Source organism: Lentilitoribacter sp. JB5-8, from assembly GCF_055693385.1.
Genome location: NZ_CM146332.1, coordinates 1,461,327 through 1,476,605, shown reverse-complemented (window position 1 = coordinate 1,476,605; position 15,279 = coordinate 1,461,327). Strand labels below are relative to the sequence as shown.

The window sequence follows — 15,279 nt, the reverse complement described above, 5'->3', positions numbered from 1 at the left end:
GGTTCTAGCCGGTTAGGTCTTGTCCGAAGGCTATATCATGATCATCGAGATCTTGGATACCAAATTCGAGAACACCATATGGTTTCTCATGTAATTTATAATCTATGATCGCGCCACTTTTTTGGAACTCTTCATAGATTTTCTTCGCATCATCAACCCAGAAATAAGCATTCCAGGTCATGTCCTTGATTTTCCAATTCGGCACAAGCTCATGATCTGCGGGCGCTTGACTTAACATCATAAAACAACCGTCTCGTCTGAGGATCGCAAAATCGACAGGTTCGCCGTAAGTATTGGCGGTAAATCCAAGTTTTTCCGTCCAATATTCTATGCTCTTGATAATGTCCGACACCATTAAAACCGGCGCCTGACTGATTAGTTTTGCTCTGTCCATGGCCTTAACACATGCTGATGAGAATTGATGGATCAGCATGTAGCAAGTGTTGGGAAAGATGTCACGCCCAAACGGGGTAGAACGTTTGTTGAGCGCACAAGTACGCCCGCCTAATCTAGATGTTTTTATGACTTCCGTCACAAAATGGCTGACCATCGGTTTGTTTACAGCCGCAGAAAAATTTGCGACCCGTTGCTTCGGCTGTCCATTTCATTGGTGCAAATTCGGTGCCCTTATGGCTACCATCGCAAAAAGGTTGATTGGCTGATTGCCCGCATGTGCACCAGAAATAGTTTTTGCCTTCTTCAACTTCAACCGGGATCGGTGATGTTGTTGCTACTTGTCCTTTGGCCATCGGGCACTCCTCGTAATTTATCGGTGTTGATCAAACATGATGGGGTTCCCATCTGGATCTTCTACGACAAAACTAGCCGGACCGGATGTATTTTCATCCACTTCCTGGGCAATTTTTATACCTTCGGCTTTCAATTTCTTCTGAATTTCGCGAATATCAGTGAAATTATCAGTGTTTTGACCATTCGCATCCCAACCTGGATTGAAAGTCATGATGTTTTTCTCAAACATACCTTGAAACAGCCCAATCACCGCAGTTGGGCTTTTCATGATCACCCAGCCTTGTTCCGATTGATCATGAAAAATCTCAAATCCAAGCTTTTGATAAAAGTCTTTAGACGCAGCCACATCTTTAACCGCAAGGCTTTGTGAAAAATTGCCAAGATCCATTATTCTGCTCCCTCAATTTATGAGAGGTAGGATAACTCGTCTTAATACAATCGCAAGTAAACTATTCAGCACCGCCGGCTTTGGTCAGCAGGAATGCTTCTCCGCATTGACGCGAAAGATTGCGCACACGCAGGATATAGCTTTGGCGTTCGGTAACCGAGATTACACCGCGCGCATCGAGCAGGTTAAACACGTGTGAAGCTTTGATGCACTGATCATAGGCAGGCAACACGCATTTGTGCAGCGACCCCTCTTCATCAGGTGTTCCAGCTTTTAGCAAGGCTTCGCACTCGCCTTCTGCATCCTCAAAATGACGCAGCAACATTTCAGTATTGGCATATTCAAAGTTATGGCGTGAATATTCTTGTTCGGCTTGAAGGAAGACGTCGCCATAGGTAACTTTATCGTCGCCTTCACCGCCGTTGAAGTTTAAATCATAAACGTTATCAACGCCTTGGACATACATTGCCAAGCGCTCAAGACCATAGGTCAACTCACCGGCAACAGGTGAACATTCAATCCCGCAGACCTGTTGGAAATATGTAAACTGTGAGACTTCCATACCATCGCACCAACATTCCCAGCCAAGACCCCAAGCACCAAGTGTTGGGCTTTCCCAATCGTCTTCCACAAAGCGCACATCATGAACAAGCGGATCAAGCCCGATCGCTTTAAGCGAACCGAGATAAAGTTCCTGCAAGTTAGATGGATTTGGCTTTAGGATCACTTGGTACTGATAATAATGCTGCAAGCGATTTGGGTTTTCGCCATAGCGGCCATCTGTCGGACGACGTGATGGCTGCACATATGCAGCATTCCATGATTTTGGACCAAGCGCACGCAATGTTGTTGCCGGGTGGAATGTCCCAGCGCCGACTTCCATATCGTATGGCTGCAAAATCACACAGCCATATTCTGCCCAATAATTATGTAGGGTCAGGATGAGACCTTGAAATGATTTCGTAGGATCAAGATGCTTGGGAACAGATACGGTCATTGCGTTCAACTTATGTGGCTAGATTTAACTGCCCGCTCAATCGCATGATGGCCCGTTTTGGTCAAGATATCAGTTAAAATATAAAAGGCCGGATGATTATTCACCCGGCCTCTAATTTGCAATTTTACAATGATTATTCAGTTTCTTCGGGAATAATCAGGTTCAGCACAATCGCAATGATCGCCGCCGGCAATAGACCAGACGTTAGCAAAATTTGCATTGTTTTTGGCAAATGCACCAACGCATCTGGCACCAATTGCAGACCAAAACCAACTGATAAGGCTGTTGCGAAGATCACCATGTTACGGCGGTTCCAAACAACATCTGATAACATGTTTAGACCTGCTGCTGCGACCATACCGAACATTACGATCACACCGCCACCAAGCACATTGATTGGCACAGTGTTGATGATCGCGCCGACAATTGGGATCAGACCACAGATGATCAAGAAAATACCGCCGATTGTCACAACATGACGGCTCATAACACCTGTCATCGAAATCAAGCCAACATTTTGCGAGAATGATGTATTTGGTAGACCACCGAAGATACCGGCGACCGCTGTGCCCAAACCATCGGCAAATGTCGCGCCTTGAATTTCTTTATCTGTTGCCTCACGACCTGCACCACCTTTAGTGATACCAGACACATCGCCAACTGTTTCAATGGCTGAGATAAATGACATTAAGATCATACCAATGACAATTGCCCAGTTGATTTCAAATCCATATTTAAACGGATTTGGCAAACCGATGATGGCAGCCTTTGACACATTTCCGAAATTCACCTGCCCCATCATCAATGCAACGATATAGCCGACGATGATACCTACGAGCACTGCAGCAACAGCCAACATACCACGTGTGAAGAACTTCAGCGCTAATGTCACACCAATCACCACAAGGGCTGGGATCCACATGGCAAGTGAACCAAAGGCCATTCCGCTAATGTCTTCACCAGCAGCTTTTGCAGCCGCTAATTTGCCCATTGCTGGCACACCACCTGCAGCATATTGAATGCCCACTTTGATAAGAGCCAGACCGATCATCAAAACAATGAGGCCTGTGACTAATGGAGGAAGTGCAAAACGTATACGCCCGATAAACAGACCGATACAGAAATGGAATAAACCACCTATGATCACACCTGCAAAGAGCCCGCCTAGGCCCGCAGTTCCTGCACCAGCCACCGCTGGGATCATAATCGGAAGGAACGCAAAACTCGTTCCTTGAACAATTGGCAATTTGGAGCCGACTGGTCCCATGCCGATGGTTTGAATGAGTGTCGCAACCCCTGCAAACAGCATCGACATCTGGATCATATAGGTCATGTCGGGAAAGCCGAGCGCGCCCTGATCTGAACCAAAGCCAATGCCCGCGGCGCCTGCGATGATAATTGCTGGTGTAACGTTACTGGCAAACATTGCCAAAACATGTTGAATGCCCAGTGGCACTGCTTTGCCAAGTGCTGGCATGTAATTGGGATCTTTAAGCTGTTCGGCTGTCCCTAGTGAAGTATCTGCCATAAGTATTCCCTCCGATGACAAGACGTTTTTACGGAGAAAACGGCCCCTCGCCGTCATTCTCGATAAAACCTTCTAATGGAGGAAGGCATCAAGCAAGCAAAATGACTTATCTTGCGCGCAAATATGCTGATTTACGCACAGAAAAGTCATAAATTCTTGCGATTTTCAAAGGATATTTTATTCATCTTCGCGTTTTATGCGATATTCGCCAGTTTCTGGATCTTCGATCAAAGTGCCTTGCGCACCGGTTTGACGCTCTTTTTCCGCGTCGCGAACTTTGGCTGAAACCTTCTCTGCAGCTTTGGTGAGATTTTTGTAACCCCACCAACCCAAAGCACCCACAACACCAAGTACAATCAGTCCATTCATGTTAACGGCTTTCCATCCCTAAAAAATAGGACCCCTTGATCCTATTAACTCCGCTTTTAAAGTCCATATTGCGCCCAAAGGGCTTTTTCTTCAACAGTGTTTGCAAACCCTTGAGATAAATTTGCACCCAAATTCTCAGTTACATCGCCACCAATCATTGCAGACACGCCTTGCGAACGACCACCAAATAAACCACGCTTTTGAGCGATCAGTTTCAATTCGGTTTTCTCACCATATTTCTCTTTTAAGACTGCGCGCATATCACCGATATCATCAACAAGACCAAGCTCTTTGCCTTGCATTCCCGTCCAAAAAGCACCGGTGAACATGTCTTCGCTCTCATTTAAACGATCTCCACGTGAGGCTTTGACCATATCAATAAAGACCTGATGAATTTCCAATTGCAGTTTTTTCAAGCGATCAATATCGGCCTTCTTTTCTGGCATAAATGGATCAAGTGTCGATTTGTTTTTCCCAGCTGTATAAACGCGGCGTTCAACACCGATTTTTTTGAGCAGTTCTGGGAAACCAAATCCACCGGATACGACACCGATTGAACCGACAATTGAAGATGGATCGACATAAATTTCATCGCCAGCACAGGCGATCATGTAGCCGCCTGACGCTGCAACATCCTCAACAAACATAATAACGTCTTTGTCTTTTTCTTCAGCTAATTGACGAATACGATTATGGATTTGGCGCGATTGAACGGGTGAACCACCTGGTGAATTGACCGAAAACGCGACCGCTGGGGCTTTTTTATCAGCAAATGCTCGATCCAATAATTCGGCAACACCTGCAAGATTGAGGTTTTTGCTGAACTGATTACCGCCTGACATGATTGCGCCGTGCAATCGAACAACAGGGATTTCAACACTTTCTTTGCGAAATTTCTTCGGTAATAACTTCTTCAAGCGGCGCATGCCGGTAACTCCATTTCAAATAAGTTTAATCGTTTAGTTAGCTAGCATGTAGGAGGCAAATGCTTTTAAAACAAGCAACTTTACAAAAATTTACATTATCTGGGTTGTAAACGATCAATAATCCATCTCGATCGTGAAGGTGTTAGCTTCGCAACCAAAATGCTCTGCCATTTATCAAGTCATCGGCCATTTTTGTATAATGTCGCGCGCCTTTTTCATCGTCTTCGTGCATGATTATACTCGGTCGCATTTTCAGCCGCGCTTTGCTTCCCTTTATGCCGGTAAGTAAAATCCGAATTGCGTTGTCATCGCGTTTAGGCAGCACATTGGTTATTTCTATCCCGCCAAAACGACCATCGCAGGCGGCTAGTATTTTTTGCAAGGATGAAGGTCTGGCAATTAGCGACAATTGACATTGTGGCTTTGAAATTGCGGCGGCGGTTTTGATCCACTTTTCAAATAAATCATCGCCGGACATCGCGTGGGCTTGCGCTTTAAGTTCATCAGGTGCTTTGCGATCCCCAGCCTCATTAAAGGGTGGGTTCATGATGACATGATCAAAGCTATTGTCTTCAAACCCGGCTGCAATACGCGCTTGTCCCGATAATTCCACATCGGCCTCAACAACGTCACATCGTTGCGCAAAATTTTGGTTTTGCTCTAATTGAAGGGATTGACGCGCATGTTGCGCCATGATGGGTGACATTTCAAACAGTGTCACATCTATTTTTGAACGATAGGCTACACCCAGGCCAGCGGCTCCAGCGCCTGCACCAAGATCAGCTAATCGACCAATTGCGTTTTCAGGTACAAGACTTGCCAGCAGCATCGCATCAATGCCCGCCCGATGACCGCTCTCTTTAGGCTGCATGAGGTAAAACGCACCTTTGTGAAATGCATCAATACTTGCATTGCTGGGTTTTATAACTTTCAGATCAGCCATTCCAGAGCTCATCACCTAACCCTGCATCGATCATGAGGCGACGCGCTTGGGTTATTTCATCAGAATCAACCAGTAATCGCCGGGGGAATAATCCAATAGATCCCTCCATGATGCTCATATTTTGATCTGCCAATAAATGCGCGATACCTGCATCTTTTAACAATGATTGCGCAAGAGAAAGCACCACAGCGTCATTTGTCCTGATCAATTCGTCCAATTTAACCCTCACCTTCGTTTCACAATCAGAACAAAACATTATTTCTGAACTATTTACACTATCTAATACCTCCCGCGCCAATTCGCCACTTGCGGGCAAGGCTTGAGGAAACTATGGTCCAAAATAAGTAAAATTTTTAGGAGATCAATCTCGTGGGTGTAGTTATTTCACTAGATGAAAATAAAAAACCAAAAGCGTCTGTTAAACCACTTGTCGATTTGACGAAAGCTGACATGGAATTGGTCAACAAATTGATCCTGTCCAAAGCTGGCTCAGACGTAGAGATGATCCCTGAAGTGGCAGAACACCTCATTTCATCCGGCGGGAAACGCCTGCGCCCGATGCTCACCATCGCTGCCGCTAACATGCTTGGCTATAAAGGTGATGGTCACATTCAACTCGCAACGAGTGTTGAATTTATGCACACAGCAACCTTGCTGCATGATGATGTGGTCGATGAAAGCGATTTACGGCGCGGCAAATCAACAGCGCGAATGATTTGGGGCAACCAGGCAAGTGTTCTTGTTGGTGACTTTCTTTTAGGACAAGCCTTTAAAATGATGGTTGATGTCGGATCAATTGATGCGCTTGATGTGTTATCAACATCAGCTTGCGTTATTGCCGAAGGCGAAGTGCTACAATTATCTGTCGCAAAGAACATGGAAACCACAGAAGATGATTATCTTCAGGTGATCCGTGCGAAAACAGCCGCTTTGTTTTCTGCTGCGGCAGAAGTTGGTCCAATCATCGCTGAAAGTTCAAAAGCTGAGCGCGATGCGCTTAAATCATTCGGTATGAATTTGGGACTAGCATTCCAGATGATTGATGATGCGCTTGATTATGGCGGGTCTGCAGATGATCTTGGTAAAAACACTGGCGATGATTTCCGCGAAGGCAAAATTACGCTCCCGGTTATTCTTGCATATCGTCGTGGAGACGATGAGGAAAGAAAGTTCTGGAAGAGCGCGATTGAAGATGGTCAAACCGATGATGCAGCGCTTGCGAGAGCAACTGAGTTAATCGCAAAATATTCGGGTATTGAAGACACAATTGCTCGTGCGGAACATTATAGCGCCATGGCTCGTGATGCGTTGGCGCCGCTGCCTTCCACACCAGAGAAAGTTGCCCTGTTAGAAGTGGTGGATTTTTGCCTCTCACGTGTGAATTAAATCATTCTGATTAAAAGATTTTTGCCAAATTTGCACAAATTTGTAACCCACGGAAATTTTATATGTAAATCGCCTTGTTTTGTGCATAATGATAGTTGACCATCAGGTGGAGGATGGGCGAATCAAATGGGTTAAAGGGTCTTTCATGCGCAATCGGTTACTTTCTTGTATTCTATCTACTGGTCTGCTGCTATCTACAGTTTCGATTACAACATTGATAACAGCTACTCACCTTAAGGCTGATAGTCATAAAGAAGCTGTAACAACTGAAGACAATTCGATTGAAGCTGAAAGCATTCCGACCTTTACCGCTGCATTTTTGTCCGGCCAAATCGCTGATTCAGATAATGATGTTGAACAAGCAATTGCGTTTTATAAACGTGCTCTTGAATTTGACCCAGAAAGCCTTACCGCAAAGCGACGCTTGTTTTCATCGCTGTTACTTGCTGGAGAGTTTGATGATGCCATTGAAATTGCGCAAACGCTGAAAGATGATGCAGATGTTGCTGAGCTGGTTGAACAGGCACTTGCAATTCAAACCGTTCGAAACCGCGAATACAGCAGCACTGATAGATATTTAGAATACAGCCCGCGCATTATTGTTGATGAACTTATCAATGATTTATTATCCGCCTGGTCTAAATTTGGAGCTAATAAATCTGAAGAGGCTTTGGCACAAATTGATGCGCTGGAAGGGCCAGCATGGTTTGCATATTTTAAAGACTTAAATGCGGGGCTTATGGCATATGCAGCTGGAGATCAGGATCAAGCAATTGCCCGCTTAACAGACTTGATTTTGGATGATCAATCTATTCGCGTTGCTCCTGATGCCTATTTGCTTGGCTATACAGCGCTATCGACGATTTATGCGATTGAAGGCGATAAAGATAAAGCGCTTGCTGCACTTGATCTAAACCCCAACATTCGCGCAGGGTTTTCGCCCGCCGATGCCTTGGCGCAACGGATAGAAGCCGGTGAAAATGTTGAATTCCCGGTTAAAACGGCACAAGAAGGTGCAGCATATGCGATTTACGCAATTGCGGGTGCGCTCAACAATGGCCAAAGCCAGGAAATTGTCGGGCTCTACCTTCAGCTAGCCCGTGCACTTGATCCTGATAACGCAGAGATTTTAGTATTGTTGGCAGATGTTCAAGAGCAACTTGATAAGCCTGAAAAAGCCATCGAGACATATCGAATGGTTCCTGAAGATTCACCAATGCGCCGACTGTCAGACTTGCAACTTGGGCTTAATCTTGCAGATATCGGCAATATTGATGAAGCGATTGAGCACATTGAAGGCATTATTGAAAAATACCCGCAAGATATTCGAGCCTATGAAGGTTTAGGCCGTATTTTAGCGCGAGAAAAACGCTATCTTGAAGTCGTTGAAAATTTTGAGCGTGGCATTAAAGCAGTTGGTCCTATCCATAACCGTTCACATTGGAATATGTTCTATCGCTTAGCCATTGGTTTTGAACGCTTAAAAGAGTGGGAAAAGGCAGAACCTGCATTTTTAAGATCACTTGAATTATCTCCAAACCAACCGGATGTGATGAATTATCTTGGCTACTCCTGGATTGATATGAATATCAAACTCGAAGAGGGTATGGATCTCATTCGTGCAGCTGTCGAAGCGCGACCAAATAGCGGATATATTGTCGATTCCCTGGGCTGGGCATATTACCGTCAGGGACAATACGAAAACGCAGTTCGCGAATTAGAACGTGCCGTTGAATTATTGCCCAATGATCCAACAATCAATGATCATTTAGGTGATGCATATTGGAATGTCGGGCGTAAAATCGAAGCGCGTTTTCAGTGGCAACGTGCATTATTGAACATGTCTGATTTTGACGAAAGTCTGATCCCTGCTATTGAAAAGAAGATCAAAGACGGAATGCCTGAGAACAACACTGAAAGTGCATCCACGTCCTCTGATGGATAAGTCGACGTTATCTCTAACAGCTCATGCGAAAGTTAATCTTGCGCTTCATGTAACGGGCCAGCGTGACGATGGCTATCATTTGATCGAAAGCCTTGTTGCTTTCACTGATTTTGGCGATCAGATTACCGCCACACCTGCTCAAGAAAATAGCTTTGAGCTCTGTGGCCCATTTGCTCATGTGCTGGATGGTCACGATGACAACTTGATTGTCAAAGCACGCGATATGCTGGCAGCGCATGCCCATCAGAACGGATTTCAAACAACGCCAGTATCGCTCATATGTGAAAAAAACCTGCCTGTCGCGTCTGGCCTTGGGGGCGGCTCAGCCGATGCAGCAGCTGCGCTCAACATTCTAGTCAAACTTTGGGATCTTGATATCTCAGAGATTGAGTTGGAACGTATGGCACTTGATCTTGGGGCTGATGTTCCCATGTGCCTTAAAAGCCGTGCACTTATTGCGAAAGGTATTGGTGAGGAGATATCACTTGTAGCGCCGTTCCCTAAAGGCAATATTGTGCTTGTTAATCCGATGGTTCAAGTGTCAACTCCGGTTGTTTTCAAAGCGCTTGAAACAAAACGAAATGGGTCTTTAAGCTCGCCAACACAAATCCATAGTTTTGATGAATTGGTGGCTGTTATCGCCCAAAACCGCAATGATCTCCAAAATCCCGCAATTCTTTGCTGCCCTGAAATTGCTGAATGTCTTGATAGGCTGGAACAAACCAAACCTTCATGTGCGCAAATGTCGGGTTCCGGTGCCAGCTGCTTTGCGCTATATGAAGACAATGAAAGCGCTTTTCGCGCAGAACAAATCATCAAAGATGCGCATCCAGATTGGTTTGTGAAGACAACTCAATTGCTTGGGTAATGAAGGGAAAAACTGATGGCTGGGATTGATGAAAATCGAGCGTTCATCGCCGTTAAAATAGCAGTCTTAACTGTTTCAGACAGCCGTTCCCTTGATGATGATAAATCTGGTCTTACGCTTGCTAAGCGTATTGAAGATGCAGGACATATCCTTGTCGATCGCGATATCGTCAAAGATGATAAAGGAAAGATCGCTGCACGCGTGACGTCTTGGAGTAAGGATGATGGTATTGATGTCGTTATCACCACGGGTGGAACGGGCTTTACCGGACGGGATGTCACCCCAGAGGCGCTTGAGCCTTTATTTGAAAAACACATGGATGGGTTTTCGCATGTTTTTCATTCGATCTCGCAAGATAAGATTGGTACATCCACCATTCAATCGCGCGCAACCGCTGGCTTGATTAATCAGACTTTTGTCTTTGTTCTGCCCGGTTCACCCGGTGCTTGCAAAGACGCCTGGGATGGGATTTTAAAAAACCAACTCGACTACCGCCATATGCCATGCAATTTTGTGGAGATTATGCCTCGGCTTGATGAACACTTAAAGCGTGGTGCAAACTAGCTGGGGTTAAGCCATAAGCTGTGAATAGCTTGCTGGCACCATTTCGCATCTTAACTTTACGGCTCTTGATCCATTAGCAATACTCTCAAGTGATTTCCCATTTTTCACATGATTTGCAAATTCACGTTTAGGCATGAGTAGGCCATATTCCAGTGGCGAAGATTTGCGCAACAAGCGCTTTAAGAATGGCAAACGATAATTGACCGATGGCGACATCTTCGCAGATGTTTGTCCATTATTAATATGCTCAGTGAATGCCTCAATCCACCCGTGAAGAGGTTTTGCACCAGGCTCGATAAGCATGATCCATTCACTTCTTATATTCGCAGGAAGTTTATCAAGGTCTTGAGATGAATAAAGATTGCAGCCAGCAGCGTCAGCAACCGTTGCTGTGCCATCTGATGAACCATCATCAACAATGGATACATCGCTGATAATTCCCTCGACAGCTCCGCTGACGAGTGCACTCAAAGTCTTTGCTAATTCTGCCTCTTGATTATGGCATTGAATAATAACTGAAATCATAGATTTCTTTTATCTAAGGCTGACAAATATTGCAATGCACCAATTATTGTTCTTGTTTTGTTCTATTTTTCATGCTAGGAATATATTCAAGGTTGGCGACTCATAAAAAATAGAGCGCAGGGAGATAAATATGAACGAAGCAGGACGGCACCACACCGAGTTTGATATTCCACATGGTTCGGATATCAATCGCCAAATGCTGGCTGACCAATCTATTCAAATTGATCATTCGCGTAGGCGTGGGCGTGCAGCTGGTATTAATCCAAGTGGTCGGTTTGAATTGCATACGCATCATGTTTTTGATGATGGATGGAATAATCTTGAAACGCTTGAGCCGTTTAAAACAGAAGTTCAAGTAGAACGTTCGCGATCTATCATCACTCGCAACACCTCCCCTGACCTCCCATTTGATCGCTCCATTAATCCTTATAGAGGATGCGAGCATGGCTGTGTTTATTGCTTTGCGCGCCCCACTCACGCAAATATGGGGTTGTCCGCCGGTCTTGATTTTGAGAGTAAGCTCTTTGCTAAACCCGATGCTGCTCGATTGCTCAAGCGAGAATTATCAAAACCCAATTATCAACCCAAAAGCATTGCCATTGGTACCAATACAGATCCCTATCAACCCATTGAAAAAGATATGCGCATTATGCGACAAATCTTAGAAGTCTTAGCAGAAGCCAAACACCCTGTTGGTATTGTAACAAAGTCTGCACTTGTCTTGCGCGATATTGATATTTTATCACAAATGGCACGTGATGGTTTAGTGCGTGTTGCGATGTCGGTAACGACGCTTGATCGTAAACTTTCACGCTCTATGGAACCGCGTGCTTCCACGCCGACCAAACGTCTTGAAGCTATGCGCACTCTGTCAGATGCTGGCATACCCACTTCAGTGATGGTGGCACCTGTTATACCTGGATTGAATGATTTTGAGATCGAGCGTATTCTTGACAGCGCGCATAATGCTGGCGCTGAGCAAGCATCATACGTACTTTTACGCTTGCCTCAGGAAGTCAGCCCCATTTTTAGAGACTGGCTATTACGGCACTACCCTGATCGATATCGTCATGTCATGTCGCTTGTTAGATCGATGCGTGGCGGTAAGGATTATGATGCGGAATTTGGCAAACGCATGCGCGGTGCGGGCCCTTACGCTTGGCAAATTAGCAGACGTTTTGACATGACATGTAAGCGCCTTGGTTTGGGTAAACGCATGCCATCACCAAGAACGGATTTATTCGTCAAACCTGAGGGAGAGAATGTTCAGCTTTCGCTGTTATAAAAGCTTCCTCATATGAGCCATTACATCATGAGAGATCGCGCCATAGATCTAAGCATGATGTGATCAGCGCAAAAGTTGAAATGCCGCCAACTATTTTGACTTTGCGTATATGGTTCTGACCCTAAATCAGAACCTGAGATATATTATAGTCATTTGTCCCCGACTATCTTATATCAACTGCCTTTTATCATGATGATATCAAGAGCGATTAGCTCGGGCAGTAACCTCTTGCGAGAATTGACGTGGATGTGGCATGATCCCCTAACAAAATGCGCATCCACGTCGGTTCTTCAATCTCATGCCCCAATCAGAATTAGATTTTGATCTGTCAAAAGGTCCAGATTTTAGCTCAGAACTTAAAGCTAAAAATCAAGGTTATTGGCCGGTGGCCGGTTTAGATGAAGCTGGACGGGGTCCACTAGCAGGACCTGTTGTTGCCGCTGCGGTGATACTGGATGAACATAATATTCCAGAGGGTCTAAACGATAGTAAAAAATTAACTGTGAAGAAACGCGAAGTTTTATTTGATGAGATCATGAGAACTTCACATGTCGCGATATGTTCAAACTCTGCTCAAATAATAGACAGAACAGACATTCGAAAAGCGAGTTTGGACGCTATGCGCAGATCTCTACATGCCTTGGCGAAAAAAACCCAATACGCATTGGTTGATGGCAGGGATGTCCCATTTGGCATGAACGTTCCAGCAGATGCATTGGTCAAGGGAGATGGCCGTTCACTCTCAATAGCGGCAGCATCTATAGTGGCGAAAGTTACTCGAGATCGCATGATGGAATACGCATCAAAACTATATCCAGAATATGGGTTTGAAAAGCATGCAGGCTATGGCACCAAAGCTCATAGAGATGCCATTATTGAATTTGGCCCCTGCCCCATTCACCGCTTTAGTTTTAAACCAATCCGTAAAGACTAATTGCGCTATTTATTTTTTTGATAAACGTTACCATCGATTTCCAAGACATCGACACTAAACGTATCAATCATCGGAAATTCAGCCATAATATTATCAAGCAGCGCTTTGGAAATTTCAGCTTTGCGAGCGCGTGAGCGACCATCTAAAAGATGAGCTGTGACATGGATGAAGTCTTTCGCTCCATTTCCGTAATATGCATTTAAAATAGAATGCGCGCGTATTTTGATCGCTTCAGGACGTATACAATCAAATTTACAGCACACCTCATAGGTCGACTTTAGCGCCTGATCTAATTGATCATTATCAATTGAATTTGCTGAATATTCTAAAACGACATGAGGCATATAAATCTCCATAAAACAAAGGCCCGATGGATGAACCATCAGGCCTTGAGTTTATATATTGCTTGTTAAATACAGCAAGAAAAATCGAAACTAGTTCAAACGATCTTTGACTTCAGCCAATGATGATTTGAACAAACTTGATTTTGTTGAAGCTGTCACTTTATCACCGATAAGCTTTTCAGCCGCAGTGATCGCAACTTCAACAGCAGATGCGCGAACTTCGCTCACTGCGTCTTGCTCAGCCTGAGCAATCTTTTGCTCAGCAAGTGCTTCGCGACGAGCCACATATTCTTCTGACTTAACGCGAGCTTCTTCTTTAAGCGTGTCAGCTTCTTTTTTAGCTGCAGCGACGATGTCTTCAGCTTCTTGTTCAGCTTCTTTGCGCTTACGCTGGTATTCAGCCATAAGCTGCTGCGCTTCTTCACGCAGGCGCTTTGCTTCATCAAGTTCGTCTCTGATCTTATCAGCGCGTTGATCGAGCGCGCCAGTAATCTTACCAGGAACTTTCAGATAGAAGATTATGCCGAGGAAGATAATGAGGCCAACGAGTGCCCAAAATGTAGCGTCCATTTTGCCTCTCCTATTTCACAGCGTCACGCACAGCGGCAGTGACTTCAGCTTTGGTAACTTTACCACCAAGCAATTGTTCAACAATAGCCTGAGCAGTGTCACCAGCAATACCATCAACTTCAGCCAATGCTTTTGCTTTAACAGCAGCAACATTAGCTTCGCTTTCAGCAAGCTTCTTGTTCAATGCTTCTTCGTGCTTGGCACGCTCCGCATCTGACTCAGCTTTTGCTTTCTCGCGAGATGTTGTGGCGATTTCATTTGCCTTACGACGAGCATCTGCAAGTTCTTGCTCATACGCAGCAACCGCAGCATCGGATTCGTCTTTCAGCCTGTTGGCTTCATCTAAATCTTCAGCGATACGATCATGACGATCTTCCAAAATGCCACCAATACGAGGTGCGATGACTTTTGAAACAAGCAAGTAAAAAATGCCGAATGTAATCGCAAGCCACAAAAGCTGTGATGGATATAGACCAGGATCAAACGGAGGAAACGATCCGCCGGCTTGTCCTTCGCTGTGTCCAGCAACTTCAGTATTTGCGTTTTGAGTCGTATGGGACTCCGCATGTGCGGTGGTCACAAACATATCTCACCTCCAAATAATGCGATCACGGGGGCAAAAATCCCCACGTGACCAAACATTTTCAATTCGCGAATGATTAAACAGCGAAAAGAAGGAGAAGTGCAACTAGCAATGAGAAAATACCCAAAGCTTCTGTCACAGCAAAACCGAAGATCAAACGACCGAATTGACCGTCAGCTGCTGAAGGGTTGCGAAGTGCACCAGCAAGGTAGTTACCGAAAATTGTACCAAGACCAATACCTGCACCACCCATGCCTAGACATGCGATACCTGCACCGATGTATTTTGCTGCTTCTGCTTCCATAATTAAACTCCTTAGAATTATGATTTCATATCTAACTTTTTCAAACGGACGACATGCCCGTCTGCAACTT

The 15,279-nt window shown here is 44.9% G+C and carries 20 protein-coding genes; 6 read left to right on the top strand and 14 right to left on the bottom strand.

Features of this window, described 5'->3' with window-relative positions:
- Positions 1-4 precede the first annotated feature (4 nt).
- From ACZ1GZ_RS07060 to ACZ1GZ_RS07020, 9 genes are all read right to left on the bottom strand, one after another.
- Positions 5-394, bottom strand: coding sequence for a VOC family protein (locus ACZ1GZ_RS07060; protein WP_472667767.1), 390 nt, complete (start codon positions 392-394; stop codon positions 5-7).
- A 115-nt stretch (positions 395-509) separates the two neighbouring features.
- Positions 510-749 (bottom strand): CDGSH iron-sulfur domain-containing protein, encoded by a 240-nt coding sequence (locus tag ACZ1GZ_RS07055; RefSeq protein ID WP_472667766.1) that lies wholly within the window; start codon positions 747-749, stop codon positions 510-512.
- A 17-nt stretch (positions 750-766) separates the two neighbouring features.
- Positions 767-1,138 (bottom strand): VOC family protein, encoded by a 372-nt coding sequence (locus ACZ1GZ_RS07050; RefSeq protein WP_472667764.1) that lies wholly within the window; start codon positions 1,136-1,138, stop codon positions 767-769.
- 61 nt (positions 1,139-1,199) lie between these two features.
- Positions 1,200-2,135 carry a glycine--tRNA ligase subunit alpha gene (locus ACZ1GZ_RS07045; protein WP_472667763.1) on the bottom strand — a complete coding sequence of 312 codons (936 nt, stop codon included), beginning with the start codon at positions 2,133-2,135 and terminating at the stop codon, positions 1,200-1,202.
- 133 nt (positions 2,136-2,268) lie between these two features.
- The gene (locus tag ACZ1GZ_RS07040) at positions 2,269-3,663 is read right to left on the bottom strand and encodes a uracil-xanthine permease family protein (protein WP_472667762.1); all 1,395 of its coding nucleotides are present in this window, start codon (positions 3,661-3,663) and stop codon (positions 2,269-2,271) included.
- A 177-nt stretch (positions 3,664-3,840) separates the two neighbouring features.
- The gene (locus ACZ1GZ_RS07035) at positions 3,841-4,032 is read right to left on the bottom strand and encodes a hypothetical protein (protein WP_472667761.1); all 192 of its coding nucleotides are present in this window, start codon (positions 4,030-4,032) and stop codon (positions 3,841-3,843) included.
- 56 nt (positions 4,033-4,088) lie between these two features.
- On the bottom strand, positions 4,089-4,958 hold the full coding sequence (locus tag ACZ1GZ_RS07030; protein ID WP_472667760.1) for a S49 family peptidase: 870 nt from the start codon (positions 4,956-4,958) through the stop codon (positions 4,089-4,091).
- Positions 4,959-5,100: 142 nt separating this feature from the next.
- Complete coding sequence (locus ACZ1GZ_RS07025; RefSeq protein WP_472667758.1) at positions 5,101-5,901, bottom strand: tRNA1(Val) (adenine(37)-N6)-methyltransferase; 801 nt, start codon at positions 5,899-5,901, stop codon at positions 5,101-5,103.
- A complete protein-coding gene (locus tag ACZ1GZ_RS07020) occupies positions 5,894-6,118 on the bottom strand; it encodes a putative signal transducing protein (protein ID WP_472667757.1) in 225 nt (74 codons plus the stop codon). Before ACZ1GZ_RS07020 ends, ACZ1GZ_RS07025 begins: the two co-directional genes overlap by 8 nt.
- Positions 6,119-6,270: 152 nt before the next feature.
- Here ACZ1GZ_RS07020 and ACZ1GZ_RS07015 point away from each other — a divergent pair, with 152 nt between their 5' ends.
- The 4 genes from ACZ1GZ_RS07015 (at position 6,271) to moaB (ending at position 10,664) form a co-directional block, all read left to right on the top strand.
- Complete coding sequence (locus ACZ1GZ_RS07015) at positions 6,271-7,287, top strand: polyprenyl synthetase family protein (protein ID WP_472667755.1); 1,017 nt, start codon at positions 6,271-6,273, stop codon at positions 7,285-7,287.
- Positions 7,288-7,432: 145 nt separating this feature from the next.
- Complete coding sequence (locus tag ACZ1GZ_RS07010) at positions 7,433-9,232, top strand: tetratricopeptide repeat protein (protein WP_472667754.1); 1,800 nt, start codon at positions 7,433-7,435, stop codon at positions 9,230-9,232.
- Positions 9,225-10,100, top strand: coding sequence for a 4-(cytidine 5'-diphospho)-2-C-methyl-D-erythritol kinase (locus ACZ1GZ_RS07005; RefSeq protein ID WP_472667753.1), 876 nt, complete (start codon positions 9,225-9,227; stop codon positions 10,098-10,100). Before ACZ1GZ_RS07010 ends, ACZ1GZ_RS07005 begins: the two co-directional genes overlap by 8 nt.
- Before the next feature lie 15 nt (positions 10,101-10,115).
- Positions 10,116-10,664: a molybdenum cofactor biosynthesis protein B gene (gene moaB / locus ACZ1GZ_RS07000; protein WP_472667752.1), complete on the top strand. Its 549-nt coding sequence runs from the start codon at positions 10,116-10,118 to the stop codon at positions 10,662-10,664.
- A 6-nt stretch (positions 10,665-10,670) separates the two neighbouring features.
- Here the strand turns inward: moaB and ACZ1GZ_RS06995 are convergent, their stop codons facing one another.
- Positions 10,671-11,189 carry a glycosyltransferase gene (locus tag ACZ1GZ_RS06995; protein ID WP_472667751.1) on the bottom strand — a complete coding sequence of 173 codons (519 nt, stop codon included), beginning with the start codon at positions 11,187-11,189 and terminating at the stop codon, positions 10,671-10,673.
- A gap of 130 nt (positions 11,190-11,319) precedes the next feature.
- Here ACZ1GZ_RS06995 and ACZ1GZ_RS06990 point away from each other — a divergent pair, with 130 nt between their 5' ends.
- Both ACZ1GZ_RS06990 and ACZ1GZ_RS06985 read left to right on the top strand, forming a co-directional pair.
- Positions 11,320-12,474: a PA0069 family radical SAM protein gene (locus ACZ1GZ_RS06990; RefSeq protein WP_472667750.1), complete on the top strand. Its 1,155-nt coding sequence runs from the start codon at positions 11,320-11,322 to the stop codon at positions 12,472-12,474.
- A gap of 298 nt (positions 12,475-12,772) precedes the next feature.
- Complete coding sequence (locus ACZ1GZ_RS06985) at positions 12,773-13,408, top strand: ribonuclease HII (RefSeq protein WP_472667749.1); 636 nt, start codon at positions 12,773-12,775, stop codon at positions 13,406-13,408.
- 5 nt (positions 13,409-13,413) lie between these two features.
- Here the strand turns inward: ACZ1GZ_RS06985 and ACZ1GZ_RS06980 are convergent, their stop codons facing one another.
- From ACZ1GZ_RS06980 to ACZ1GZ_RS06965, 4 genes are all read right to left on the bottom strand, one after another.
- Positions 13,414-13,752 (bottom strand): hypothetical protein, encoded by a 339-nt coding sequence (locus ACZ1GZ_RS06980; RefSeq protein ID WP_472667747.1) that lies wholly within the window; start codon positions 13,750-13,752, stop codon positions 13,414-13,416.
- A 90-nt stretch (positions 13,753-13,842) separates the two neighbouring features.
- The gene (locus tag ACZ1GZ_RS06975; protein ID WP_472667746.1) at positions 13,843-14,322 is read right to left on the bottom strand and encodes a F0F1 ATP synthase subunit B; all 480 of its coding nucleotides are present in this window, start codon (positions 14,320-14,322) and stop codon (positions 13,843-13,845) included.
- Positions 14,323-14,332: 10 nt separating this feature from the next.
- Positions 14,333-14,908, bottom strand: a complete 576-nt coding sequence (locus ACZ1GZ_RS06970) for a F0F1 ATP synthase subunit B (RefSeq protein ID WP_472667745.1) — start codon at positions 14,906-14,908, stop codon at positions 14,333-14,335.
- A gap of 73 nt (positions 14,909-14,981) precedes the next feature.
- Positions 14,982-15,209, bottom strand: coding sequence for a F0F1 ATP synthase subunit C (locus ACZ1GZ_RS06965; RefSeq protein WP_035521724.1), 228 nt, complete (start codon positions 15,207-15,209; stop codon positions 14,982-14,984).
- Positions 15,210-15,279 lie beyond the last annotated feature (70 nt).